Origin of the sequence: Herbaspirillum autotrophicum, from assembly GCF_001189915.1 — a bacterium.
GTDB lineage: Bacteria > Pseudomonadota > Gammaproteobacteria > Burkholderiales > Burkholderiaceae_D > Herbaspirillum > Herbaspirillum autotrophicum.
Genome location: NZ_LFLS01000036.1, coordinates 46,334 through 68,987, shown reverse-complemented (window position 1 = coordinate 68,987; position 22,654 = coordinate 46,334). Strand labels below are relative to the sequence as shown.

General features: G+C 56.2%; 27 protein-coding genes. 25 read left to right on the top strand and 2 right to left on the bottom strand.

Translation table 11 applies throughout. The annotated features are described in order from the left end of the window. Positions 1-26: 26 nt before the first annotated feature. Positions 27-434 (bottom strand): helix-turn-helix domain-containing protein, encoded by a 408-nt coding sequence (locus AKL27_RS22550; RefSeq protein ID WP_083439220.1) that lies wholly within the window; start codon positions 432-434, stop codon positions 27-29. Positions 435-526: 92 nt separating this feature from the next. Here AKL27_RS22550 and AKL27_RS22545 point away from each other — a divergent pair, with 92 nt between their 5' ends. Continuing rightward, the gene (locus AKL27_RS22545; protein ID WP_050465119.1) at positions 527-733 is read left to right on the top strand and encodes a hypothetical protein; all 207 of its coding nucleotides are present in this window, start codon (positions 527-529) and stop codon (positions 731-733) included. A 96-nt stretch (positions 734-829) separates the two neighbouring features. On the opposite strand, the gene AKL27_RS22540 is transcribed toward AKL27_RS22545, so the two are convergent. Beyond that, positions 830-1,069, bottom strand: a complete 240-nt coding sequence (locus AKL27_RS22540; protein ID WP_050465118.1) for a hypothetical protein — start codon at positions 1,067-1,069, stop codon at positions 830-832. Positions 1,070-1,160: 91 nt separating this feature from the next. On the opposite strand from AKL27_RS22540, the gene AKL27_RS22535 reads away from it, so the two are divergent. The 24 genes from AKL27_RS22535 (at position 1,161) to terL (ending at position 22,648) form a co-directional block, all read left to right on the top strand. Further along, complete coding sequence (locus tag AKL27_RS22535) at positions 1,161-1,472, top strand: CII family transcriptional regulator (RefSeq protein WP_050465117.1); 312 nt, start codon at positions 1,161-1,163, stop codon at positions 1,470-1,472. Then, entirely contained in the window at positions 1,472-1,816 is a 345-nt protein-coding gene (locus AKL27_RS22530) for a hypothetical protein (protein ID WP_050465116.1), read from the top strand. Before AKL27_RS22535 ends, AKL27_RS22530 begins: the two co-directional genes overlap by 1 nt. Next, positions 1,750-2,565, top strand: coding sequence for a DNA-methyltransferase (locus AKL27_RS22525; protein ID WP_198156059.1), 816 nt, complete (start codon positions 1,750-1,752; stop codon positions 2,563-2,565). Before AKL27_RS22530 ends, AKL27_RS22525 begins: the two co-directional genes overlap by 67 nt. After that, entirely contained in the window at positions 2,562-3,524 is a 963-nt protein-coding gene (locus tag AKL27_RS22520) for a YdaU family protein (protein ID WP_050465114.1), read from the top strand. Before AKL27_RS22525 ends, AKL27_RS22520 begins: the two co-directional genes overlap by 4 nt. Then, complete coding sequence (locus AKL27_RS22515) at positions 3,472-4,218, top strand: hypothetical protein (protein ID WP_157057057.1); 747 nt, start codon at positions 3,472-3,474, stop codon at positions 4,216-4,218. The genes AKL27_RS22520 and AKL27_RS22515 overlap by 53 nt, the downstream gene beginning before the upstream one ends. 85 nt (positions 4,219-4,303) lie before the next feature. Beyond that, positions 4,304-4,525, top strand: coding sequence for a hypothetical protein (locus AKL27_RS22510; protein WP_050465112.1), 222 nt, complete (start codon positions 4,304-4,306; stop codon positions 4,523-4,525). A gap of 181 nt (positions 4,526-4,706) precedes the next feature. Continuing rightward, positions 4,707-5,171 carry a RusA family crossover junction endodeoxyribonuclease gene (locus AKL27_RS22505; protein ID WP_050465111.1) on the top strand — a complete coding sequence of 155 codons (465 nt, stop codon included), beginning with the start codon at positions 4,707-4,709 and terminating at the stop codon, positions 5,169-5,171. Further along, positions 5,168-5,395: a hypothetical protein gene (locus AKL27_RS22500; RefSeq protein WP_050465110.1), complete on the top strand. Its 228-nt coding sequence runs from the start codon at positions 5,168-5,170 to the stop codon at positions 5,393-5,395. The genes AKL27_RS22505 and AKL27_RS22500 overlap by 4 nt, the downstream gene beginning before the upstream one ends. A 2-nt stretch (positions 5,396-5,397) precedes the next feature. Then, the gene (locus AKL27_RS22495) at positions 5,398-5,661 is read left to right on the top strand and encodes a hypothetical protein (RefSeq protein ID WP_050465109.1); all 264 of its coding nucleotides are present in this window, start codon (positions 5,398-5,400) and stop codon (positions 5,659-5,661) included. 48 nt (positions 5,662-5,709) lie between these two features. Then, a complete protein-coding gene (locus AKL27_RS22490) occupies positions 5,710-6,123 on the top strand; it encodes a hypothetical protein (protein ID WP_050465108.1) in 414 nt (137 codons plus the stop codon). 192 nt (positions 6,124-6,315) lie between these two features. Further along, positions 6,316-7,950 (top strand): portal protein, encoded by a 1,635-nt coding sequence (locus AKL27_RS22480; protein WP_050465106.1) that lies wholly within the window; start codon positions 6,316-6,318, stop codon positions 7,948-7,950. Between the two features lie 8 nt (positions 7,951-7,958). After that, a complete protein-coding gene (locus tag AKL27_RS22475; RefSeq protein ID WP_050465105.1) occupies positions 7,959-8,207 on the top strand; it encodes a hypothetical protein in 249 nt (82 codons plus the stop codon). Then, positions 8,188-9,051, top strand: coding sequence for a hypothetical protein (locus AKL27_RS22470; RefSeq protein WP_198156058.1), 864 nt, complete (start codon positions 8,188-8,190; stop codon positions 9,049-9,051). Before AKL27_RS22475 ends, AKL27_RS22470 begins: the two co-directional genes overlap by 20 nt. A gap of 196 nt (positions 9,052-9,247) precedes the next feature. After that, complete coding sequence (locus tag AKL27_RS22465) at positions 9,248-10,108, top strand: phage capsid protein (RefSeq protein WP_083439219.1); 861 nt, start codon at positions 9,248-9,250, stop codon at positions 10,106-10,108. A 59-nt stretch (positions 10,109-10,167) separates the two neighbouring features. After that, a complete protein-coding gene (locus tag AKL27_RS22460) occupies positions 10,168-10,626 on the top strand; it encodes a hypothetical protein (RefSeq protein WP_050465102.1) in 459 nt (152 codons plus the stop codon). A gap of 155 nt (positions 10,627-10,781) precedes the next feature. Further along, positions 10,782-11,273, top strand: a complete 492-nt coding sequence (locus tag AKL27_RS22455; RefSeq protein WP_232311070.1) for a hypothetical protein — start codon at positions 10,782-10,784, stop codon at positions 11,271-11,273. 2 nt (positions 11,274-11,275) lie between these two features. Further along, complete coding sequence (locus AKL27_RS22450) at positions 11,276-13,426, top strand: hypothetical protein (protein ID WP_050465101.1); 2,151 nt, start codon at positions 11,276-11,278, stop codon at positions 13,424-13,426. Further along, positions 13,419-13,862 (top strand): GNAT family N-acetyltransferase, encoded by a 444-nt coding sequence (locus AKL27_RS22445; RefSeq protein ID WP_050465100.1) that lies wholly within the window; start codon positions 13,419-13,421, stop codon positions 13,860-13,862. The genes AKL27_RS22450 and AKL27_RS22445 overlap by 8 nt, the downstream gene beginning before the upstream one ends. Before the next feature lie 2 nt (positions 13,863-13,864). Continuing rightward, positions 13,865-14,344: a hypothetical protein gene (locus AKL27_RS22440; RefSeq protein ID WP_050465099.1), complete on the top strand. Its 480-nt coding sequence runs from the start codon at positions 13,865-13,867 to the stop codon at positions 14,342-14,344. Next, positions 14,344-16,365 (top strand): hypothetical protein, encoded by a 2,022-nt coding sequence (locus tag AKL27_RS22435; RefSeq protein ID WP_050465098.1) that lies wholly within the window; start codon positions 14,344-14,346, stop codon positions 16,363-16,365. Before AKL27_RS22440 ends, AKL27_RS22435 begins: the two co-directional genes overlap by 1 nt. Then, positions 16,355-18,184 (top strand): hypothetical protein, encoded by a 1,830-nt coding sequence (locus tag AKL27_RS22430; RefSeq protein ID WP_157057056.1) that lies wholly within the window; start codon positions 16,355-16,357, stop codon positions 18,182-18,184. Before AKL27_RS22435 ends, AKL27_RS22430 begins: the two co-directional genes overlap by 11 nt. Then, positions 18,154-20,682, top strand: coding sequence for a hypothetical protein (locus AKL27_RS22425; RefSeq protein WP_157057055.1), 2,529 nt, complete (start codon positions 18,154-18,156; stop codon positions 20,680-20,682). Before AKL27_RS22430 ends, AKL27_RS22425 begins: the two co-directional genes overlap by 31 nt. Then, positions 20,679-21,050 (top strand): hypothetical protein, encoded by a 372-nt coding sequence (locus AKL27_RS22420; protein ID WP_050465095.1) that lies wholly within the window; start codon positions 20,679-20,681, stop codon positions 21,048-21,050. The genes AKL27_RS22425 and AKL27_RS22420 overlap by 4 nt, the downstream gene beginning before the upstream one ends. Then, on the top strand, positions 21,047-22,648 hold the full coding sequence (gene terL / locus AKL27_RS22415; protein ID WP_050465094.1) for a phage terminase large subunit: 1,602 nt from the start codon (positions 21,047-21,049) through the stop codon (positions 22,646-22,648). The genes AKL27_RS22420 and terL overlap by 4 nt, the downstream gene beginning before the upstream one ends. The last annotated feature ends 6 nt before the right edge of the window (positions 22,649-22,654 follow it).

Genomic DNA, 22,654 nt, shown 5'->3' with positions numbered 1-22,654 from the left:
GAAGTACTACGGCCGTTTGCCCTGGACTAACCTTGGCCGGCCCTCTTACTTTTCATATGATTTTTGGTGTGCCAACGTTCCACTGCATGTGTTAAATCTTCATCGAGTCTTTCTCGCTCATCAACAGGCAGTGACAAAAAAAGATCAATAGCCACCGTGAATGGCCAGCCTCCCGAAACCTTCTGAGGCGCGTCGAGAAAGATGGTTTTCATATCACCATCAACTAATCCTTTGCCGGTTGCCAGCCACCAAGGATTGACGTTCAACGCCTTGGCGGCGAGTAGCAAATTTGCCCCTTCTATTTTTTTGGTCCGACCGGACATCCAATCTGCGACTGATGGAGCCTTCACCTCGCACGCCTTGGCGAGTTCGAGTTGGGTCATCCCCGGATTGCGACTAAGCGCATGTTTTAAGCGTTCTGCAAGCGTGTTCATTAGGAAATCCTAGCAGTAAGTCAATTAGGAATGCCTTGACAATTCAAATAAGGAATGCCTAACATGGCGGTAAATCGTCAAAGGAATCCCTTATGAACAGCCTTGCAAACCAAGTAATTGACCGCCTCGACGGCACAAACGCCGTGGCGAAAATCTTCGATATCAAACCGTCGTCCGTGTCTGAGTGGCGCGTGAATGGCATTCCCAAAGCGCGTCTCCAGTATTTGCGTCTTGCCCGTCCAGACGCATTCGACGGTTTGGAGACAGAACAATCCCAGCCCGACAAGGTGCCGGCATGACCGACGACCGCCAGCACTCACGCGCCAATGCGCGGGGCATTGTTCAAACACTAAAAAAAGTCCACGAAATCGCCGGCGTGTGGATTCCTGTTCCGACTAAGGACGATGTTGCAAGGCGTCTTCGAGCGAAGCACAAAGTGTTGCGAAAAAGTCGAGCACTTGTTTATCGACGCCTGTCTGTTGCAGACCGGCATGCGCATCTTCAGTCGCTGCTCGAAAAATACCCTGGGCGGTATCGGACATCGCAGGTTCTAGCGCCGCGCAAATGGCATGTAACGCCGCGCTCTGAGCCGTCAGTTGCATCTTGATTTTTTGCATTTCGATAGATTCATCCATGGGAGTTTCCTCTGTTGTTAAACGATGTGTGGAAACTGAAATTTAGCACGGTGGAAATTCCCACCCTTCATTACAAGAAATAGGTGCCTCAATGAGCACAGAAACAGTTTCACTCGATCCGATTGAAATGACCCGCAAGACCGGCGCACGGATTCAGGGCGAGGTATTGCAGCGCCTTGCATACGTCACTCAGGAGCGTGCAGCGGAATGCATGGGCGTTTCAGCGAGTACGGTTAGTCGGACAAAGGACCAGCTTGAACACGTCTGCCAATTGTTCGCCGCCATCGGTTTGCAGATATCGGCGTCTGACTCCGTTGTGATCAGCCAGAAAGAACTGTCCGGCCTCAAGTACCTGGCACATCGGTATCTGGAAGCGGACATTGAGAAAGATCGGCGGGACTGATGAAACCAATCAAAACCACCGAAGCCCGTCAGGCGGTAATTGACCTCCTGAAAGCGAATCCGCAAGGGATGACCAGCAGCGAAATTGCGGCCGCGATATGCGTACCGTGCGCGGTCTCGAAGCTCGCCGTCGTCAGTATTCTTGATCGCATGGCGCGCATTTGCGTGCTGAGCATCGACCGCAGCATGCCTAAAAACCACCGTTATTTCCTCGCCACCGACGACTGCCCATTTAGCGATAACGTGATTCAACGCACCGTGCCGGCCAAGAAACGTAAGTGCAAGCTGACCGTGAGGTATTCGCCCATGGCGTGGTGCGTGGCGGCTTTGACGGGGGCAATGTGACAGAATTCTCGTTGCATACAGGGGATTGTCTGGAAGTCATGCGCGACATCGCAGATGAATCGGTCGACATGATTCTGGCTGATCTGCCATACGGGGCGACCGAATGCAGTTGGGATAGCGTGATTCCATTGGGGCCGCTCTGGGAGCAGTACTTACGTATTGCGAAGCCGTGCGCAGCAATCGTATTGACCGGCATGCAGCCGTTCACGTCAGTACTGGTATCGAGTCAGCCCAATCTATTTCGATATGAGTGGATTTGGGAAAAGGGAAATGCAACCGGGTTCCTGAACGCTAAAAAGCAGCCACTGCGGGCGCATGAGTCAGTACTTGTTTTCTATCGCCGGCAGCCGATCTATAACCCTCAGATGACCTTTGGTCACGTTCGCCAAAAGACCAAGCGCCGGGCCGTCAATTCAGAGTGCTACGGCAAGGCCATGGTCAATACAGAATATGACTCTACCGACCGATACCCTCGTTCTGTTCAATTTTTCTCAAGCGACAAGCAAATAGGGGCGTTCCACCCAACTCAGAAGCCGGTCGATCTGATGTCATTCTTGGTCAGGACTTACACCGATCCGGGGCAAACAGTACTTGATAACGCCATGGGGAGCGGTACCACTGGCGTGGCCTGCGTGCGTAGTGATCGCAAGTTTATCGGCATCGATTCACATGGGCCATACGTCGATGTCGCACGGCGCCGGATTGAAGCAGAGCGCCTAAAACCCCTGCAGCAAAGGATGTTCGCATGAACTACTACGAACACCACATCGGCGACTATGCGACCGCCACCAGTCATTTGAGTTGGGATGAGGACATGGCATACACGCGTCTGCTGCGCTGGTATTACCGCAAAGAAAAGCCGATCCCTATCGATATCAAGGAAGCATGCCGCCAAATTCGCGCCACCACAAAAGTGCAGCGTGAAGCGGTCGAATCTGTCCTGAAAGAGTTTTTTTTGTTGCGGGAGGACGGTTGGCACAAAGACACATGCGATGAGGCCATTGCAAAGTATCAGGATGGTGAGCCAGAGCGCGAACTAAAAAAAGCGAACGAAGACAACCGCACAAAGCGTCATCGTGAAGAGCGCGCAAAACTCTTTAAAGCCTTGACGGATGCGGGTGGTCACGCATCTTGGAACATCGGAATTGCTGATCTGCGAACACTTGTCGCGAACATTTCTGTAACGGTACCTGAAACAAAACCTGTAACGCCTGTAACGGCACCTGCAACGCCTGTCACGGCTACCCAGACACCAGACACCACTACCCATACACCAGAAGTAAAAACAAGTACTGGGACCGGCGCACATGATTCAAACGTCATTGACGCCAATCCCGTCGATGTGTGCCATTCCGTCGGCGAAATCTGCATTGCCATGCGTCCGTACGGCATCAATGCGAATCCGGGGCACCTGGCAATCATCGAGTTGGCTGCGCAAGGCGTGCTGCTGACAACGTTGCACGAAGCCTGCCGTCAGGCCAAGGCAAAGAAACCGAATGAAGCCATCCCACCGAATTTCGTAATCGGCTTTATCCGGAACTGGGCAGCTGACGCCGCAGCGATGAACGTCGCAGGCGCACGACCACCGCAGCACCAAACCACCAAAGACCAATCCCGCGCAGCAGCAATGAATTCCCTCGGCTTAGGAGGCCACCATGACGAACAACCTTTCACCCTCGACGCAGCAACAGGCCGAGAAGCGAATTGATCCGATGGAGTTGCTTTTCGGTCAGCTTCACGGCATGTACGGCAAGGCATTTACCGACAAGTTCGGTAGCGGCGCCACTGTCAACGGCAAGGATTCCGGCATCGAGAACACCAAAGCCGTATGGCGTGACAGCATCCGGGCAAATGGCCTGCGCATGCCGGACATCAAGCGCGGGCTGGCATCGTGCAACAGGTTCGTGCCGGCATGGCCCGAGTTCCTGGAATTCTGCCGACCAACGCCGAACGCTGACGCCGCGCTGATCGAGGCTGTACAGCAGTTGCATGCCCGTAACGAGGGCAAAGATCAATGGTCACACCCCGCGATCTACTGGGCAGCGCAGAAGGTCGGGTATCACGAAATGACCACGCTCAGCACCTCGGCACTGAAGCCGCGATTCTCGGCGGCACTGGACGACGTCATGCGGCAGGAGGTCATCAAGCCGGTACCGGAAATCGTGCAAGGTCCGCGTCTGCCAGCGCCGGCAGCGGTCAGCGCTGAAGACATCGCCAAGGCCAAAGCCATGATCAGCACTTTCACGAACGAGCAGACCAAGGCCAACGGCGCACCGGTTGATGGACTGCGCTGGGCAAAGCGGATCATCCAGCGCATTCAGAGCGGAGACAAGACCGTTTCTCTGCACCAACTTCGCGAGGCCGAACAGGCATTAAAGGCTGGATCTATCGCGATTGACTGAGCTTTACCCCGTCACTCTCACGCGCGTGCGCGCGCATTTGCACCACCAACCCGCCTCATTCCGAGGCATAAAAGGAGAAGTAAGCATGGAGCAGGTCGGAATCGCATTTACAGGCGTCATTGCAGTATTTCTGTCGCAGGCGGGTAGTGCCAGCATGCGTAAGTGGGCCTGCATCTTTGGCCTGATCGGTCAGCCGTTCTGGTTCTATGCATCATTCAAGGCAACTCAATGGGGAATCTTTGGGCTGTCATTTCTCTATGCCGCAGCCTGGATGCGCGGCTTTTACAATAACTGGATCAAGCGATGAAAATCATATCTCGCGGCACACCACCGGAACTCAATCCAATTCGGCACACATGCTCAGCATGCAAGACGAAATTCGAATTCAATCGCACTGAAGCGAGATTCGTTAGCGATCAACGCGATGGGGACTGCTTGTGCATCAAATGCCCTGTTTGCGCCAAAGAAGCCTACATCGCGGTGAGAAAATGAAATCCATCACCATCACCTTGCCGTATCCGATCAGCGCAAATCGATATTGGAATTCGTTCCCGCTGGGCAAACGCATCATGACCGCGCCGTCAAAGGAGGCGGTCGCGTACAAGCAGCAGGTCGGCTGGATGCTGCGCGCGGCTGGTGTGCGCGAACACATCAAGGGCCGGGTTCGCATCGATATCGTTCTGTACGCAAAGCGCCCGCTGGATTGGCAAGCACGCATGCGCAAGTTCGGGGCCGAGTGGGACAACACAGTACAGCGCATCGATCTGGATAACGCCCGCAAATGCCTGTACGACTCGATCAAGGGCCTGGCCATCGAAGACGATTTTTGGGTCTGGAAGGATACCGGCGAAGTGGGCGAGCCTGACGAGAAGGGCGCGCGCGTCGTGGTGACCATCACCGCGCTGTCCGTGGTTCAGCCGCAGGCGTCGATGTTTGATGAGGTGCCGGCGTGAGCAACAAACTGGACGAGTATGAGCGGGAGGCCAAAGCACAATTGGCGCGCATACACCGGGAGTACATGGCGGCCGCTGAGCCGTATCTAAAGATTCTTGAGACCATTCACTCCCTGAGGCCGCCGCGCCATATTTACCTCGACATTGATCACGCTCGCTACTTGCAGGCAAGTGGCGATCTGAAGAACTTTCTTTCCGATCCACCCCCGAAGGATGCCCCGTAACGATGCTGCCGATTCCAGACAAGCAAGTCGATTGGTTCCAGCTGCTGCTTGACGTGCAGCGGAAGGGATACACGCTTGTCAACATCAGCAGCGCAATCGACGTGCCACGCACCACAATGCTGGGCTGGCGCGACTTGGAGGCCAGCCCACGGCATCAGGACGGAGAACGGCTTATCGCGCTCTGGTGCAACGTCACAGCCAACCAGCGGGCCGATTTGCCGATGACAACCAAGTGGGGCGGATTGTCGGGATTCCGACATGGATAACCGATAAAGTTGCCGCTGATCCTTCCGGCAACCTCTCAGGAGTCCCACATGACCACCAAAACAACCCGCAACGTAGCCACGCCAGGCGAAGACCCACAGAACATCACCGCTCTCGAAACCACCGGCACCGAAGTGGTCGAGACTGGCGCATCCGATGGTGCCACAGCATACGCTGCTGCCTCGGTCGTCAAGGCCGAAGAACTGGCCGAACAAGCACAAGCGGCGGCCCCGACCGTCAGCGCCGCAGACTTCGCCAAGTTGATGGGGATGTTTGAGAATCAGGCGCAGCAGATCGAAGCGCTCAAGGCCGCCGGCACCCGCGCTGCTGCCTCGGTCGTCAAGGCTGAGCCGCTGCCGGACTACCACAAAACCCTTGCATCGAAGCCGACCACGCCGGTGCTGACCGCTGAAGGCTGGATTGTTCCTGCGAATTGGGCTGTGGCAGTGGGCAAGGGTTCCTGACATGTGCGGCGGTGGCGGCAGTACCCCAGCGGTCGTAAAGACCGACCCCAAAGCCGAAGCGGCTGAAGCAGCCGCCGAAGCTGCCCAAAAAACCAATATGACGCAGGCGGCCCGGCGCCGCCAGCAGCAACAATCTGCGCTGTCCACCGGTGCCGGCGCTGCACTCTCTTACGGTAAATCTTCCCTCGGACAATGAGCGACCTCGTAGACAAAATCATTCGCCGGCATCAGCAGCTGGTCACGCAGCGCCAGCCGCATGACTCAGTGTGGCGCGAGGTGTTCGATTATCTGGCGCCGGAACGCTCGATCGGCTGGTATGGCGTTACTGAAACAGCTTCAACCAGTGCCGCGTCACAGCGTGCGCGTCTGTACGACAACACGGCAATGGATGACGCCGAGGTGCTGAAGGCTGCAATCGCATCCGGCATGCACCCTGCCAACTCGCGCTGGTTTGATCTGGATGCCGGCCAGAAGTCCGAAGAAGAAAACGGATGGATGGACGGAGCAACGCAGTTTGTTTTCGAGAATATCCACGCTTCCGGCTTCGACGCCGTGGCATATGAAAACCTCTCTGACTTGCTGCCGGCCGGCTGGTTTGTCATGTATGCCGACCAAGCCCGGGACAATGCCGGCAATGAAATCGGCGGTTACAACTTCGAAGCCTGGCCGCTCTGGCAGTGCTACGTGGCCGCGTCAAAATCTAATGGGCGCGTCGACGTACTACACCGAAGCTGGTCGCCGACCGTCGAACAAGTGGTGACTGAGTACGGTATCGACAACGTTTCGGATGTTACCCGCAAGCGATACGAAGATGGAAAGTATTCGGACGCGGTGCCTGTCATCTGGTCGATAGAGCCGAACCCGCAGGGAAAGAAGGGATTCACCAAGCAGTCAATGCCTTTCCGCAGCGTGCATATCGAAGTCAGCGAGAAAACCGTCTTGCGCGACAGCGGCTACATGGAATTCCCTTGTGCCGTTCCACGCTGGCGCCTGATTCCGGGTACGCCCTATGCAACAGGCATCGGTTCCAATGTGCTGCCCAGCGTCAAGACGCTGAACGACATTCTGCGGTTGGAGCTTGGCAGTCTCGATCTTGCCATTTCCGGAATGTGGAAGGCTACCGATGACGGAGTGATTAACCCGCGCACGATTAAAGTCGGCGCGCGGCGGGTCATCATGGTGAGCAATATAGAAAATCTGGTATCGCTCAAGACCGGTGCCGACTTCAATGTGTCGTTTTCAAAGGCCGATCAGTTGCGCCGGTCAATCAGTAAATCGCTGCTGGCTGATCAACTCACTCCGCTGGATGGCGCAGTACGCTCAGCGACGGAAATCATGCAGCGAGCAAACCAGATTCGCCAGCAGCTGGGACCGATGTTTGCCCGCTTCCAAGGCGAATATCTGCAAGTCTTGGTAGAGCGGTGTTTTGCCATTGCCTACCGTTCTGGCGCATTGGAGCAGGAAATCGGACCGATACCAGACTCGCTGAAGGGCCGCGATTTTATCGTCAAGTACATCAGCCCCTTGGCCCGCGCCCAGAAAATGGAAGAAGTCAACGCAGTCGATGTGCTGATCGGTGGCCTGATCGAGCAGGCGCAGGCTTTGCAAAACACCAATTCGCTGGACGTGATCGACTTCGACGCGGCCAATTATCAGAAGGGTCTGGCGCTGGGCGTGCCGGCCAACCTGTTACGCGGTCCGGAGCAGCTCATTGCCAAGCGTAAGGCAGATAGTGCTGCTGCCGACCAGGCGACGCAACAGGCCCAACAGCAGCAGTTGCAAGCCGTGGCCGGTCAGAAGGCAATCGAAAGCTCATTCGCGCAGTAACCAAGACCATGAACAACAAGCCACCAACTGAAGTTACACCAGAACTTTACCGCCAGGTGTTTGAAATTGACGCGCGCGGCGCTGCCATTTTCGACCATCTTGTGAGCCTGTTCAGCAAGGGCGCATCTACATCTGGCGGTATCGATGCAGTGCTGAAAACATACCTCAATCAAGGGGAAAACAACGTCGTGCAGCACATCGTGCGACAAATCAATCATGCCAACAACGTAGGAGTAAATGATGAGATTTCTGACTAAATTCTTTAAATTACTGGATGCAGCTACCGGTGACGGTGGCGAAGGTGGGGGCGGTGCTGGTGGTGATCCAGCAGCAGCGGCAGCGGCCGCAGCTGCAACCGGTGGTGATGGAGGCACCGGTGGTGATGGTTCCGCGCTCGGCACCGGCGGTGAGGCGGCACCGGCGTGGACAGTTGAATCCATCCCTGAAAAATATCGTGTCAAAAAGGAAGACGGCACGATCGATGCTGAAGCATCGTTGCAAAAGGTTGATCAAGCGCGGTCGCACCTTGAAAAGCGCATGGGCAGCGGCGACGTACCGCCGAAGGAATTCAGCGAATACAAGGTGCCGGACCTGCCAGAGGAGTTGAAGGGTGTTGAGTTAAGCACCGAGGAATTCGCTAAAAAGGCTCACGGCATGGGGCTGACGCAAAAGCAATATGAGGGCGTGATGTCCGAGTATTTCAGCCTGTTGCCGAATCTGGTTGCTGCTGATTCGCAGGCGCAGACCGGCGAGGTGGTTTCTCAGTTGCGGGAAACATGGGGCGAAGCGTCTGACGCCAATTTCCGCAACGCACACAAGGCGGCTGTGTCGATCGGTGAATCGATTGGAATCCCATACGCCGAGATCGAAAAGGCGATTGGTAATAACCCGGTAGCGCTGCGCCTCTTGGCTGCGGTCGGTGGGGAAATGAGCGAAGACAAGACGCCGCCGAATGCAAACGGCGCAGTACCGGCAGGCTTTGATATCAACGTCGCTATGTCCAGCAAGGCATATCAGAACGCCAACGACCCTGAGCATGAAAAGGTTACAGCGCAAGTGAACGCGCACTATGCGAAGTTGGAAAAAGCCGGAAAGCTGTAACGCTCATCAACCTCACCACAACGGCCTACGGGCCGTTTTTTATTTTGTCGGGATTCCGACAGGCACCTATACCTAGAATCCATCGCACAGGCCCAGCAATGGACACCCTGGACAGATAGCCAACATAAGGCCCGGCGACGGACACCCTGAATCAGGCGAAAGCAAAACCTTTTTCTCAATACTCAGGGAGTTTCAAATGACGGATACCGTTACCCGGCAGTTCATTACCAAATTCGACACGGCGCTGCGCCTGGCCGCCCAACAGAAAGAATCGCGCCTGCGCCGTACCGTTGTTGATCGCGGTCAGATTCAAGGCTCGTCGTTCACGATCAACAACCTCGGCGCCCTTGGCGACATGGACGAAAACACCGTGCGCCACGGCGATACCATTTTCGGCGACATCGATCACACAAATCGTAACGTCCCGCTGCGCGACTTCTTCAAGGCGCTGCCGCTGGATCGTGCGGATATTCCGAAAATGGCAGTCAATCCGGTGACGGGCGGTCAGTACATGCAAAGTTTGATTGCGATGCGTAACCGCAAGATTGACGACATCATCTACAACGCTGCGCTCAATCCGATCAATTCGCTCGACGGCTTGGCCTCCAATACTCTGCCGGCAGGTCAGATCATCGCATCCGGCGGCACTGGCTTGACCAAAGCCAAGATCATTCAGGCCCGATCGATCTTCCGTGCCAACGAAGCCGACGAAGAAGAATTGTTCATGTTGTGGGATTCGCTGGCGATGCAGCAGATCCTGGCCGACACCACACTGACCAGCGCGGATTACATGGCCGGCAAGATGCTGCAGGATGGCAAGATCGACGGGCAATGGCTGGGCTTTACGTGGATCCCATACGAAAAGGTCCGCAACAATGCCGGCGTGCGTACCACGGTGGCCTATAGCAAGGATGCGCTGCATTTTGGCTATGGCTATGAAGCCGGCGACGTCGACAAGCGCCCGGACAAAAAGAATCTCTGGCAGGTCAGCATGGAAGGCAGCTACGGCGCCGGCCGGCAAGACGAGGCCAAGGTCGTTTCCATCTCTTACCAATAAGGAATAGCGCCGCAGTCTGGGCGCTATACGCCATTCCACACACATTAAGGTGAAATCTCATGGAATTAGATACCGTAACCCGTACCAAGATTGCCCAAGTGGCCGGTACAAAATCGACGGCAACTGCGCTCAACCGCATCCGGACTGCAATCATCGACAGTGCTGCCGCGTATGCCGCAGCGGCCATCAACGACACGTTCGGCACCGCATTGATTCTGCCGAAAGGCTCCCGCGTCGTGTTGCCGGTGTCGCTGTCCAACGCCGCCAACACCGCCGCATCTACTCTGTCTCTGGGTATTCGCGACGCAGTGACAAAGGTACCAATTGACGCCACCGCAATTCTGAATGCCGCATCGCTGGCCGCAGCGCAGACGGGCCAGTTCAACACTGGTACCAAGCTGGTCAACGGTCAATATTACGTCATGCCGCAGGACGTGGAAATCTACGGCACGTTTGCCGGTGCTGTCACAACCGCAAACGCTGCATTCCGCGCAGAAGTTCAGTTCGTCGCTCCGTAGTCTCCGCTGTTGTTGTAGCTTTGGGGCGGCCTTGGTCGCCCCTTTTTTCCTTACAGGGGGCCATCATCGCTACCGATATCTCAATATGCAGTGCTGCATTACTCCAACTCGGCAAGACGCCGATTTCGTCGTTTACTGAGGCCGGTGATCGCGCCGTGCTGTGCGCAAATCTTTACCCAATCGAGCGCGATTCAATCCTTCGTGAATTTCCTTGGAACTGTTCCACGACACGCACTGTGCTGGCGCGGCTGTCGGTTGCGCCGGCCTTCGATTTCAGTTCTCAATTCGCTTTGCCGTCTGATTTTCTGCGACTGATTGCTGTCGGCGGTACCCGCATCGATAGCGATGGGGTTGCCCGCTTCAAGATCGAGGGGCGCAACATCTTGGCGTCTGGTAGCTCACTGCCGGTCGAGTACGTTTTCAAAAATTACAAAGAAGCAACGTGGGATTCCAAGCTCGTTGAATTGATGACGGCGCGCATGCTCTGGAAACTCGCCTACCCGGTCACTCAATCCACCTCACTGCGGGATACCCTCAAAGATGAATACGTCAAAATGGCGGCGCTGGCACGTAGTGTTGACTCGCAAGAGAACTCGGCGCAGGAACTGAGTGACGATTTTTCGTTGATCGAATCGAGAGGCGGTTAATCATGGCGCGCGCCTCTCTCATTCAAACCAACTTCACTTCAGGCGAACTGTCGCCACGCATCGCGATGGGTCGCATGGATGTGGCGAAATATGGAAACGGCCTGAAGCGCCTCGAAAATTGCGTCGTCACAATTCAAGGTGGCGCATATCGGCGGCCCGGTACCCGGTTCATTGGCGAAATCAAAGGGTCAGGGATCGGTCGCCTGGTCAGCTTCGTCTACAGCCGCAATCAGGCATACATCCTGCTGATGGGGGCAGGGTACATGTGGATGTACAAGAACCGCGCCCGCATTGGTGCTTTCGAAGTCGCCACACCTTACACCGTCGACCAGTTGGGCGCGATCAGCTACGTTCAGAAATCCGATACCGCGTTCTTTGCTCACGCTTCCGTTTATCCCCAGCGCCTGCAGCGCTTTGGTGACGCATCGTGGAAGCTGGCAAATACGCCATTCATCACAGAGCCATTTTCAGAAGTGGGTACCACGCCGGCGATTGCTCTTACGTTGAACTCGCTCGCTGTGGGCGCCGCCGTCGCTACCGCCGCATCTGCTGTGTTCCTTGCCGCCGATGTTGGACGCCAGTTTGTGTCTGGGTCGGGGGTTGCCGCTATCACTGGCGTTACCAGTGCCACGGTGGCGGCGCTCAATATTACGAGCAGCTTTGATGCACTGGCATTGCCGGCAAATAGCTGGACGCTGACCGGTTCGCCAAATGCGACGATCACGCCGTCCGCTGCCGGTATTCCCGATGCAGTGATCAGCCTTGGGCTGTCGGTGGCGGGCTGGCGCGCGGACGACGTGGGTAAATATGTATCTCTCAATTCCGGCCTGGTCAAGATCACGGCGTACAACTCGCCAACGAGCGTCACTGGCGTTGTGTTGACTGAAGTCACTACCGCCGTCGCAGCGCCGCCCAGCGCTTGGGAGTTGCAGGCCAATTCATGGAACGCGGTCCGAGGCTTTCCCCGGGCGGTGACCATCAACAAGCAGCGCCTGTATTTTGCAAACACCTTTGCCTATCCTCAGACCGTCTGGGGCAGCATCATCCGGGGTTATCTGAGTTTCCAGATCGGCGTTGCTGATGATGATGCCTTTGCGTTCGAGCTGGACGGCGCCAGCAATAGCCCGATCGTGCACCTCGCACCGTCGCGGAAAATGTTGGTGCTGACCGAATCCGACGAAATGAGTCTCACCGGCGGCCAGGACAAGGCGATTACGCCAACCAACATCGACAAAAACGATGAATCCAGCGCGGGATGCTCACCGGTGCGACCAATCAAGGTCGGCAACGAACTGCTGTTTTGCAGCGCAGACGGCCTGAAGGTGCACGCGATGGGATACCGATACGACATTGACGGCTTTCCCGCGCCGGACCGCACTGTCTTTGCCGAACACATCACCGCCACCGGATTGCGTGAATTTTCATTCGAAAAGAAAGATTCGACGCTGTACGCGGTCCGTAATGACGGCGTGATGGCGGTTTGCGCATATGACATCGATCAAGAAGTCATCGGCTGGGGCCGCTGGCTGACTCAGGGCAATTGGGAGTCCGTCAGCACAATACCCACCGCCACCGCTGAGGATACCTATGTGATTGTCTCCCGCAAGATTGGCGGTGTGACAAAGCGATATCTCGAAGTGTTCGACCGTGATGTCTTGCTTGATTCTTGCGTGGTCGGTTCCGACCCGGCCGGTAAAACCGTTTGGAGTGGGCTGGCTCATCTGGAAGGCAAAACGGTGCACGTCCGAGGCGACGGCGCATACATGGGCGAGCATACCGTTACTGCCGGCGCCGTCACGTTGTCGCAGGCTGCAAGGAACGTGCAAATCGGGCTTGGTTACAAAGCGGTGATCGAGTTGTTACAACCTGAACTGGGTAGCCAGGGCACCACAGCGCAGGGCAATCCGGTTTCGGTGGCATCGGTAATTATCCGCGTGCTGGATACACAGGCCGCCGTCGTCAACGGTACCCCCGTCGAGTTCCGCAAGTTTGATACCAACGTGCTCGACCTCCCGCCGCCGACGGTAGAGGGGGACTTCGCGACCATGACGCTGAGCGATGAAATCTACAAAACTCAGCAATTGATCGAGCAGCCGTACCCGGCGCCGTTCCATGTGCTGGACGTTATTCGAAAGGTGACTATCAATGATTAGAGCCGCTACCCATGCTGATGTTGAGCGAGTGGTCGACCTCGGACAAATTCTGCACGCATCATCCGATTTTGCGCCGATTTCGTACGACCGGGACAAGGTATCAAGCCTTATGCATAGCCTGATCAATGGTGCTGGCGTGCTGTTCGTCGCAGAGCGCGAGGGCGTGGTCATCGGTGGTATCGCAGGCGCAATTACGACATATTGGTTTTCTGAGGAATTCGTCGGCTTTGATTATTCCTTTTTCCTTGAACCAACCCAGCGCAACGGATTTACGGCTTTGAAGTTGATCAACGCTTTCAAAATCTGGTGCAAAGGCCGCGGTGCGACGCGGCTAAAAATGGGGATCACTACCGGATTGAACGTAGAAAAGATCAGCCGATTTTATCTGCTGGCCGGCTTCAATTATGCAGGCCCACTTTTTGAGATGGAGTTATAGACATGGGAACAGGTGCAGAACTGGCCGCCTACGCGGCGTTTGCTGCCGCTGCTGTTGGAACATATTCGGCGATCGAGCAGGGCAACGCCGCCAAAGATCAGAAGGACTACCAAGCGGCCCAAGCGCAAGCCGACGCCGACGCAGCAGCCGCGCAGTCTGAGGTTGAGGCAAACCAAATTCGGAAGTCGGTACAGAAGCAACGCGCTCAAGCACGCGCGGCACTGGCCGAATCTGGGGTGAATGTGGATGTTGGTACCGCAGAGCTGGTGCAGTCCGATATTGAGCAAGAGGGCGAAAAGGACGCTCTTACCACCATCTACAACGGCACCACCAAGAAACGCCAGTTACTGGCGCAGGCGCAGGGCCTGACCATCGCTGGCGCCAACGCGCAGAACGCGGGCTATTTCAATGCTGGGTCGTCTGCACTATCTGGCATTTCCAACGCGTCGGGCTGGAAGTCTAAAACCAATGGGGCGAAGTAATGGCAAAAATTCCACAGGGGGCGTTTGGCAACGTACTGCCGCAAGTGCAACAGACTGCTACCGTGAACACCGACGGCGGGATGGCAGCAGCCCAGCAGCACCTGTCCCACACCGTACAAGGAATATCGGATCGGCTGAACGCGCAGGCAGATTTCGAAAAGCGACAGCAGGATGCGGCAGACAAGGCCGAGGCGATCCGGATTTCCGATCGTAACGAGAAAGTGGCGACTGTTACCGCCCATTCGAACATTCAAAATGGCCTCGCCGATTCCTTGGACCAGATCACCAGCGACGTTACAGCCGGCAAAATTGATAACCTGGCTGCGATGGCTGCATGGAAAGATGTATCCAGCAAGGTAATTGAAGACAATTTGAAAGCGGTACCGGAGGCATTGCGGCCGGTCGTCAATGCCGACGTCATCAGATTCGCGGGTCAACTCAACAACAAGCTGACGGATACGTTCCGCGCCAACGATCAAAAGCAGGTTGGAGCGGGAATCCAGACCTATCTTGAGCAACAAGAGCGGCTGGGTCGTAGCGATCCGGCATTGGCCATCGAGCAGGCGCATAAGTACATCGATCAATTTGGCGGCGATGCAGGTATGAACCCGGAGCAACAGGCCAAGACAAAGCAGGCCATCTCCGAGAAAATCCGGTACACCCAAGCTTACAGTCTGATCAGCAGTACTCGCGACAGCATCGGCGGCTTGGAGGGATTGCGCAAGCGCCTGTCTACTGATGAATTTCTCGATGTGGATCCACAAAAACGGGCCGCGCTCGACAACACCATCAACACCCGGATTACTACGCTGGGTCAACGGGCGGAAGCGCAGGCCGCTGCCGCCGATCGGAAACGAGCTGCAGCATTTACGTCGTTCAATACCTTCATGGAGTCCGGTCGGGTGCCGACACCTGAATATGCGGTGCAGACCGCGACAATGTTCAAAGGGACGGCTTACGAGGGGGCAGTTCAAGCCATGCTGAAAGATGGTTCAGAAACTGCCGGCTTCGCTTCTGCATCGGTACAGAAACAGCAACAGATACTGTTGAGTGAATCGTCGAAATTGAATGCAGGCGGCAGTGACCCGACACTGAACAAGCGATTCCAGAAGCTGCAAAGCATTCATGACGCCACGATGGCGGCAATCAAGGAAGACCCGTTGACGGCGTCTGTCGACCGCAACGTCAATTCGACGTTAGCACCCATTGCGCTTGATCTGAAGACCTTGCCGCAGCAATTGCAAATACGCCAGGATGCCGCTGACCGCGCATCGGCATGGACCGGGAAGCCTGTGGCACCGCTTACGAAGGGCGAAGCGGAACAACTGGCGACCATGCTTGAATCGCTGGGGCCGCGCGAAAAAGCTGCAGCGCTCAAGGGCGTTTCGGATGTTGTAGGCGGTAAATCCATGCAGGCATTGGCGGTGTTGATGGGTGACAAGCATGCCTACCTGGCGACTGCTGTGGGCCTGGCTGGCTCGTACACAACACAGGGGCGGTACGTCGCGGAAATCTATCTGGATGGGAAAAATGTGCTGAAAGAAGGTCGGGCCAAGATGGACGCGGCCAAGGAAACCGGCACCAAGGCACAGATTTATACCGCGCTGGACGGCGTGTACCCCACACAAAAAGCCAAGGACCAAGCAGCCGATGTGATTTTCAGCGTGTACGCCAGCAAGAAAGCGACCGGTGACGACAATCTGAACGAGGCCATCAAACTGGCAACCGGTGGGGTGACCAAGTACAACGGCGCCAACGTGGCCCTGCCTTGGGGCAAGTCCGAAAGTGATTTGCGCGATGCGATCAAAGCGGTGACGCCGGATACGTTGCGATCACAGGGCGACTCTTTCCGTGTCGGTGGTGCCTCGCTGACACCCGAGCAGTTGGCAAAGCAGTTGCCGAACTTGCCGTTGCAGACGGTCGGCAACGGCGTGTATGCCGTCCGGGTCGGTGGCATCCCTGTCATGCGTGAGAACGGCCGGCCGCTGGTCTTGAATCTGGGAGGTGGCGATGTACGATGAAGACGGCGCCCTTGATGCGCTGACCGCGCAAGGACAATTGCTGAAGCCAGAAGCACCGGCCAAGCCGGGACTGTTTCAAGGATCATGGGCAGCGGCTGCGAAAGCTGTGCCAGCTGCTGCAGTCGAAACCATGCGAATGCTCAATCAGGTAAAGCGACCTCCGTTACCGGACGAGGTGCGGCAAGGCCTGGACCTTTCAGCGTCAGTAGTCGAACCCGCCGGCGCTCGATCCACTGATGACCTGAACGAAAGCGCGTCCGAACTTAATCGCCAGCTTGGCGCTGCTGGCCGGTCACTAGCGCCAGACCCGCAGGCATCAGGTAAAGCTGCCCAACTCATCCACGGCATTACCAAGGGGCTGACCAAGATTGGCATGTATGGTGCAGTAGGTGGACTCCCGGCGATTGTTGGTGGGTTTAGTGTCGATGAGGGCGTCAACGAATCCTTGCGCCTGCAAGACGATGGCGTTGATCCAGTCACAGCAAACAAAGTCGGGCTTGTCCGAGGGGCAACAGCAGCAATTGGCGCTGCCATTCCCGGTGTCGGTAGCACCATTATGCGAACAGCTGGGCTTGTTGCAGCAGCCGGTCCGGCGACATTTTGGACCGACCAATCGGCAATCAAGCATATTCTTGATAGTGCCAACTATCACGACAAGGCCGCCGAATATGACCCGTACGATATTACTGGTCTGCTGCTGGCATCGGTGCCGGGGGCGGTGGTTGGCGGTATTTCTATGCGCGGAAAGATTAAGGCCAACGCAGCCGCTGCCGTTGAAGTAGCGCGCACAGCGCAAGCTGCGCGCGAACTCGGCGCAGCCAATGATGCGGCTGCGGTGACAGCGATGGCCGATCGCGAAGCAGCGGCCAGAATCATGCAAACCGATACGCTGTTGCAGCGCAAGGCATTGACGCCGCATGACGATCTGGTGGGGCAGATATACCACCAGAACGCCGTTACTACCGCACTGCGCCAGCTTGATGATGGTGCGCCCATCGACGTGCGCGGTGTTCCAGGGCGGGCGGCGTCGGTGGAACATGTTCCACTGGAAACCCTCGCTAATTCGCGCATGCTTGACGAGACTGGCGCCAGACTGGAAGCGGAGCGAACCGACTTGCTGCCAACTGCCGGCAACGCTGCCAAGCTGGGCGATATCGCGGTGTTGCGCGAGCAGATGACAACGCTCGAGCAGAGCCGGGCAGCATTGACCGACGATGCGATCAAAGCGCGGGCTAAAGAAATTCAGGCGGATGATGGACTGAGCTATAAACAGTCGCTGTCCCAGGCGAAGAAAGAGCTTGGCACCCAAGGTGCTGACCTTGATGCACGTATGCGTGCGCTGGAAGATCAGATCAATACGAACCGTCAAGCCTCCCAGGCCGCACAGCGCTTGTCCGCAATTGATGAGCAGTTGCGCCTGGTGCGTGAGGAACGCGCCGGACTGGATACGCCGACACCTACTCGCGCGGCCTTGGCAGTCAAGCAAGCACTTTCTGATTTTGAAATGGTGCGACCGGAAAGTGCCAAAGCTGGCACCAAATCTGTTACAGCCCCGCTTGCTTCCGATGCTGCAAAGGCCACCGAAACCGCAACTGCAAAGCCTTCCGTACTTGATGAGCAGAAACCGACGCAGGTTATGCCAGACGATATTCCAGATACACCGATCGTCATCGGCCACGCTGATGACGGCACGCCAATTACCACCACCGCCCGCGCACTGATGGATGAAGCCAGAGCGCAGGAAGCCGTTGCACACACCGAATCAAAGGCATTTGAGGCAGCAATCGAATGCTTTATTTCCACTGGGGGCGTACTGTGAAAGATAAATGCAAACAGGCGGTATCGCAGGCCATTGGCCGCAATATCACGCAAGCTGAAGCAAAGGGCATTGAGGATCGTATCCGCGACAACATGCGGCAACTGGCGCGCACTGAACCGAACTGGTCGGGCATGTCTGCCAATGATCGACTGCGCGCGGCAGCAAAGACAGCCAGTCAGCAATTAATCGGTGAAGCAGCACTGAAGGTACAGCGTACACAGCAGGCCATCCAAGCGCTTGCCAGGGCGCAGGATTCACTCACCAGTGCCGCCGCCAGCGGTGAGCGCATGTTTGCCGGGCTTGCCGACGATATGCGCAAGTCTGAGGTGTATGTCAAAGGTGTACAGCGTGAGGCATGGTCTGGCATGCTTGATGCGATCAACGCCGCCGAACCTCGATTTCTTGGCATCTTGGAAAACACAGCGGCAGTCCGTGACTTCGTACATGAGGTGTTCCGGCCTAGTTCAACTGGTAATCAGATAGCTACCAAAGGGGCCAAGGCTTGGGCCGATCAGGCCGAATTGCTGCGCCAACGCTTCAACAGTGCCGGCGGCGATATTGGCAAGCTGGATTATGGTTATCTGCCGCAGCCGCACGATAGCGCTAAAGTCCGTGGCGATGGATCACCAGTGGCAAAACAGGCATGGGTTGATTTTATTTTGCCAAAGCTCGACCAGCGTCGCTATCTGAACGAGGATGGAACCCCATTCACACAGACCCAATTGAGCAACATGCTCAACGAAGTACACACGACTATCTCGACCAATGGCGCCAACAAGATTGCCCCCGGTGCAGGTCCGCAAGGGTCATCGATGCTTGCCAATCGCGGCAACAAAACCCGAGAAATCCATTTCAAGGATGCTGATTCATGGCTGGAATACATGGGCGAATACGGACGCGGGCAGTTGTTCGATTCGATGCAGTCACATATACACCGGGTTGCCAACGATATCGGGTTGCTGGAACGGTACGGACCGAATCCGGACCGGGCGTATGACACGCTGCGGCAGATTGCCAGCCAAGACGCCCAGTTAAAGGGGCAAAAAACTACAGACATGGTGAACATCGGCGGCGCTTTCTTCGCCTCTACCGATTCAATGTGGCACAACCTGACCGGCAAATCCAATGTGGTCAAACCTGAATATGCCAGCTTCGCCGCGGTGAATCAGGGTGCACGTAATTTGGCAGTAGCGGGCATGCTGGGCCGTGCGGTGTTTTCTGCACTCGGTGACTTCAGCACCTATTTTCTGACAGCGCGGTTTAATAAACTTCCCTTTACTGATACGGTGATCAATCTTGTGCGTGCTCAAGGGAAGGATGCAAGGGACTTTGCGAACAAGGCAAGTCTTATTCAGGAGGGATTCGTCGCCGATATACATACCACTGCGTCGGACAATATCACGCATGGATGGACCGGCAAGGCTGCCAGTAACACGAATAAGGCCACACTGCTGACCGGATTAACCGATGCTGTCCGGCGTGCCTTTTCCATGACCTATATGGGCGCGCTGGGCAAACTGTCGCGTACGGACTGGACGGCCCTTCATGCTAATGACCGCGCACGGCTGACGAAGCAGGGCATTGATCAAGCCGATTGGGATGTGGTGCGGCAGGCCGTGCCAGAAGATTGGCGCGGGTCGCAGATGCTGACGCCTGAATCAATTCGCGCCATTGCCGGTGTGGATGACGCTGTTAAAAACCGAGTTGTCGCCAAGGTGGTGGGCTTGATCACGGATGAATCCGAATACGCCTCTGTTGCCCCCGATCTCTATGCGCGGTCAATCGTTCTCGGTAAAAGTGAAAAAGGCTCCTACGGCGGCGAATTTCGACGCCATCTAATGTTGTTTAAGGGGACGCCGATTGCAATGGTTACGCGCCATTTGGAACGAGCATTGACCGCCAACGACTCGGGGGCATCGCGTGCTGGATACGCGGCACAGTTGATTATTGGTGGGACGATTGTGGGTGCAGGCATTATCCAATTGAAGGATATCCAGTCCGGTAAAGACCCTAAACATATGGACGACCCTAAATTCTGGCTGGCAGCAGCAGCCCAGGGTGGCGGCATGGGTATTGCCGGGGATTTTCTATATCAGGGCTTATCAGGCAAGAACCGGGCAGGCAATTCGATGATCGGCCAGATGGCTGGTCCCATTCTCGGCCAGGTAGAACGCGGCTGGGACACCTTGGGGTTTCTGGTCGACGGCATCAGCGAGTCGAGTAAGGGCCATACCCTCAAGGGCGAACAGAACATCAAGCATGCTGGTGACCAACTGTATCGGATGATTCGATCGATGACGCCAGCCGTCAATATCTGGTACGCGCAAACCGTTCTTGATCACGCCATCCTGATGGACATACAAGAATACCTCTCACCCGGATACGTCAGCCGTCTGAAGCAGCGCGCGGTAAAGGACGAGGAGCAACAGTATTTCTGGGAACCGAACGAGATCGCGCCACGCCGTGCACCGGACCTTGAAAGGGCTTTCAAAAAATGACTGATGACCAATACCAACGGCTGCAAGCGCTGACCGAAAAATTGATGGACGTGTTCCTCTCTGAAGCCGATCCCGATAGCTGGCCGGGTGCTGGCATCAAGCCGAATGCTATGGACAAGGAAACCCGAGGCAATCGCTACTGGTGCAAGAAAGATGCGGCGGCCACGTTGACCCTGAACATGCGCGCCATCACGATGATCGATGCGATCCACCGGCGCACGCCGGAGGACGGCGAACCGCTGGGTGCTGGTGCGCCAGAAGGCGCTGACGCGGAGGATTCGCTCGATTCCGATATCGCACGCGCCGAAAAGCAAGCAGAAAAGCTGATGGAAAAAATGCGCAAGAAAGGCCTGCACCCACAAGCATGAGCAACCGAAAAGTCAGCTTTCTCGTTTTCTTCCTGATATGGGCCGAGCACCAAGGGTGGGAGGTGCCGCTGCTGCACGTGCGCATTTGCATTTGGCTGGATGAATGCAAGTCCCTTGAGCGCGTGTTGATGGTGTTCCGTGGCGCTGCCAAGTCAACCATCTATGCGGTGTACAAGGCTTATCGACTGCGCTATGACAACCAGCTGCGGTCGCTGGTCTGGTCGGCAGACGGCCCCACCGCTGAAATGCTGACCTCGGATGTTATCAACGTTGTTCGGAATCACCCGCTTTGCGGTGGGATGCTGCCTACCAAGCCGGGGAAAAAGAAGTTTTGGGTATCTGGTGCGCGCGATCGCCGGAACGCAAATATGCGCGCCTCTGGCGTGGAATCGAACGTGACGGCAGCACGCGCCGACGATATCGATTTCGATGACGTCGAAGTGCCGGGCAACATCGAAACACCTGAGGCGCGTAAAAAGCTGCGCGACCGCATTTCAGAATCGACACACATTGGCGTACCGGGTTCACAGAAGACCTACATCGGAACGCCTCACCATCACGAATCGATTTATCCGGAGCGCATCGCCGCCGGGGCTGCTGTCCTGAAAATTCCTCTGTTCGAGCATGTCATCCGGCACCGCAAGACGGACAAATTGACGCGGTACCGTATCGGCTTCAAGCCAGATACGGATGGTCTGTATGTGATGCTCGGGATTTTCACGCAGGCGCGAATGCTGGTCGAGGGTGTTGATTACCGCGTAGAAGGTGACTTTGTTGTTTTTGATAAGCCGCCCGGTGCTGTGCTTGATATCTGCGCCGGCTGCGCTTGGCCTGAACGCTTCACCCGCGCCGATATCGCCCAGCGCCGCAAGGAAACCCGGACGCTCAACGCCTGGGATTCGCAGTATCAACTTGAAGCTAAGCCGATTACCGATGTTCGCCTGGATCCCGAGCTGATGATTGCATACGATGCGGTCCCAATCGTCAGGATCATTAACCGCCATCCGGTGATGTACCTAGGGAAAACACAGATTGTCGGTGCCGTTGCACGATGGGATTGCTCGATCGGAAAAATCACATCTGACACGTCGGCGTTCTGTCTGATATTGACCGACGCGCGCGGGCGGCTCTATTGGCAGTTTGCTAAAAGTATGACCGGTGATCTTGATGAGCAATGCGCAGGCGTCAAGGCGCTGGTGTTGCAATACCACATCCCAAATGTGACCGTCGAAACTAACGGCCCGGGCGGTTTTGTGCCGGCCACATTGCGTAAACATCTGGCCGGAACAGGCTGCGGAGTTACTGAAGATTTCGCCACCACCAATAAGAATAAAGACATCGTAGATGCGTTCGATGCGCCTCTATCGAACCGGTTTATGTGGGCGCATGTCGATGTGTTCGACGGTCCAGCGTTTGCTGAAATGCGGGATTTCAATCCCGGCGCCAAGAAGCAGGCGGACGACTACATCGACGCCGCCGCCCGCGCCATCAAAGCCACGCCAGTACGCATTGAGCAATTTGTCGGGATTCAGACAGATGACCGCCGCGATAATTGGAGGCCCCATTCTGAGGCGTACGAAGTCACAACCGAATACTGAGGTAAC

Coding starts and splice junctions, on each gene's coding strand:
- AKL27_RS22550 (WP_083439220.1), bottom strand. CDS start 434: ATGAACACGCTTGCAGAACGCTTAAAACATGCGCTTAGTCGCAATCCG.
- AKL27_RS22545 (WP_050465119.1), top strand. CDS start 527: ATGAACAGCCTTGCAAACCAAGTAATTGACCGCCTCGACGGCACAAAC.
- AKL27_RS22540 (WP_050465118.1), bottom strand. CDS start 1,069: ATGGATGAATCTATCGAAATGCAAAAAATCAAGATGCAACTGACGGCT.
- AKL27_RS22535 (WP_050465117.1), top strand. CDS start 1,161: ATGAGCACAGAAACAGTTTCACTCGATCCGATTGAAATGACCCGCAAG.
- AKL27_RS22530 (WP_050465116.1), top strand. CDS start 1,472: ATGAAACCAATCAAAACCACCGAAGCCCGTCAGGCGGTAATTGACCTC.
- AKL27_RS22520 (WP_050465114.1), top strand. CDS start 2,562: ATGAACTACTACGAACACCACATCGGCGACTATGCGACCGCCACCAGT.
- AKL27_RS22515 (WP_157057057.1), top strand. CDS start 3,472: ATGACGAACAACCTTTCACCCTCGACGCAGCAACAGGCCGAGAAGCGA.
- AKL27_RS22510 (WP_050465112.1), top strand. CDS start 4,304: ATGGAGCAGGTCGGAATCGCATTTACAGGCGTCATTGCAGTATTTCTG.
- AKL27_RS22505 (WP_050465111.1), top strand. CDS start 4,707: ATGAAATCCATCACCATCACCTTGCCGTATCCGATCAGCGCAAATCGA.
- AKL27_RS22495 (WP_050465109.1), top strand. CDS start 5,398: ATGCTGCCGATTCCAGACAAGCAAGTCGATTGGTTCCAGCTGCTGCTT.
- AKL27_RS22490 (WP_050465108.1), top strand. CDS start 5,710: ATGACCACCAAAACAACCCGCAACGTAGCCACGCCAGGCGAAGACCCA.
- AKL27_RS22480 (WP_050465106.1), top strand. CDS start 6,316: ATGAGCGACCTCGTAGACAAAATCATTCGCCGGCATCAGCAGCTGGTC.
- AKL27_RS22475 (WP_050465105.1), top strand. CDS start 7,959: ATGAACAACAAGCCACCAACTGAAGTTACACCAGAACTTTACCGCCAG.
- AKL27_RS22470 (WP_198156058.1), top strand. CDS start 8,188: ATGATGAGATTTCTGACTAAATTCTTTAAATTACTGGATGCAGCTACC.
- AKL27_RS22465 (WP_083439219.1), top strand. CDS start 9,248: ATGACGGATACCGTTACCCGGCAGTTCATTACCAAATTCGACACGGCG.
- AKL27_RS22460 (WP_050465102.1), top strand. CDS start 10,168: ATGGAATTAGATACCGTAACCCGTACCAAGATTGCCCAAGTGGCCGGT.
- AKL27_RS22450 (WP_050465101.1), top strand. CDS start 11,276: ATGGCGCGCGCCTCTCTCATTCAAACCAACTTCACTTCAGGCGAACTG.
- AKL27_RS22445 (WP_050465100.1), top strand. CDS start 13,419: ATGATTAGAGCCGCTACCCATGCTGATGTTGAGCGAGTGGTCGACCTC.
- AKL27_RS22440 (WP_050465099.1), top strand. CDS start 13,865: ATGGGAACAGGTGCAGAACTGGCCGCCTACGCGGCGTTTGCTGCCGCT.
- AKL27_RS22435 (WP_050465098.1), top strand. CDS start 14,344: ATGGCAAAAATTCCACAGGGGGCGTTTGGCAACGTACTGCCGCAAGTG.
- AKL27_RS22430 (WP_157057056.1), top strand. CDS start 16,355: ATGTACGATGAAGACGGCGCCCTTGATGCGCTGACCGCGCAAGGACAA.
- AKL27_RS22425 (WP_157057055.1), top strand. CDS start 18,154: ATGCTTTATTTCCACTGGGGGCGTACTGTGAAAGATAAATGCAAACAG.
- AKL27_RS22420 (WP_050465095.1), top strand. CDS start 20,679: ATGACTGATGACCAATACCAACGGCTGCAAGCGCTGACCGAAAAATTG.
- terL (WP_050465094.1), top strand. CDS start 21,047: ATGAGCAACCGAAAAGTCAGCTTTCTCGTTTTCTTCCTGATATGGGCC.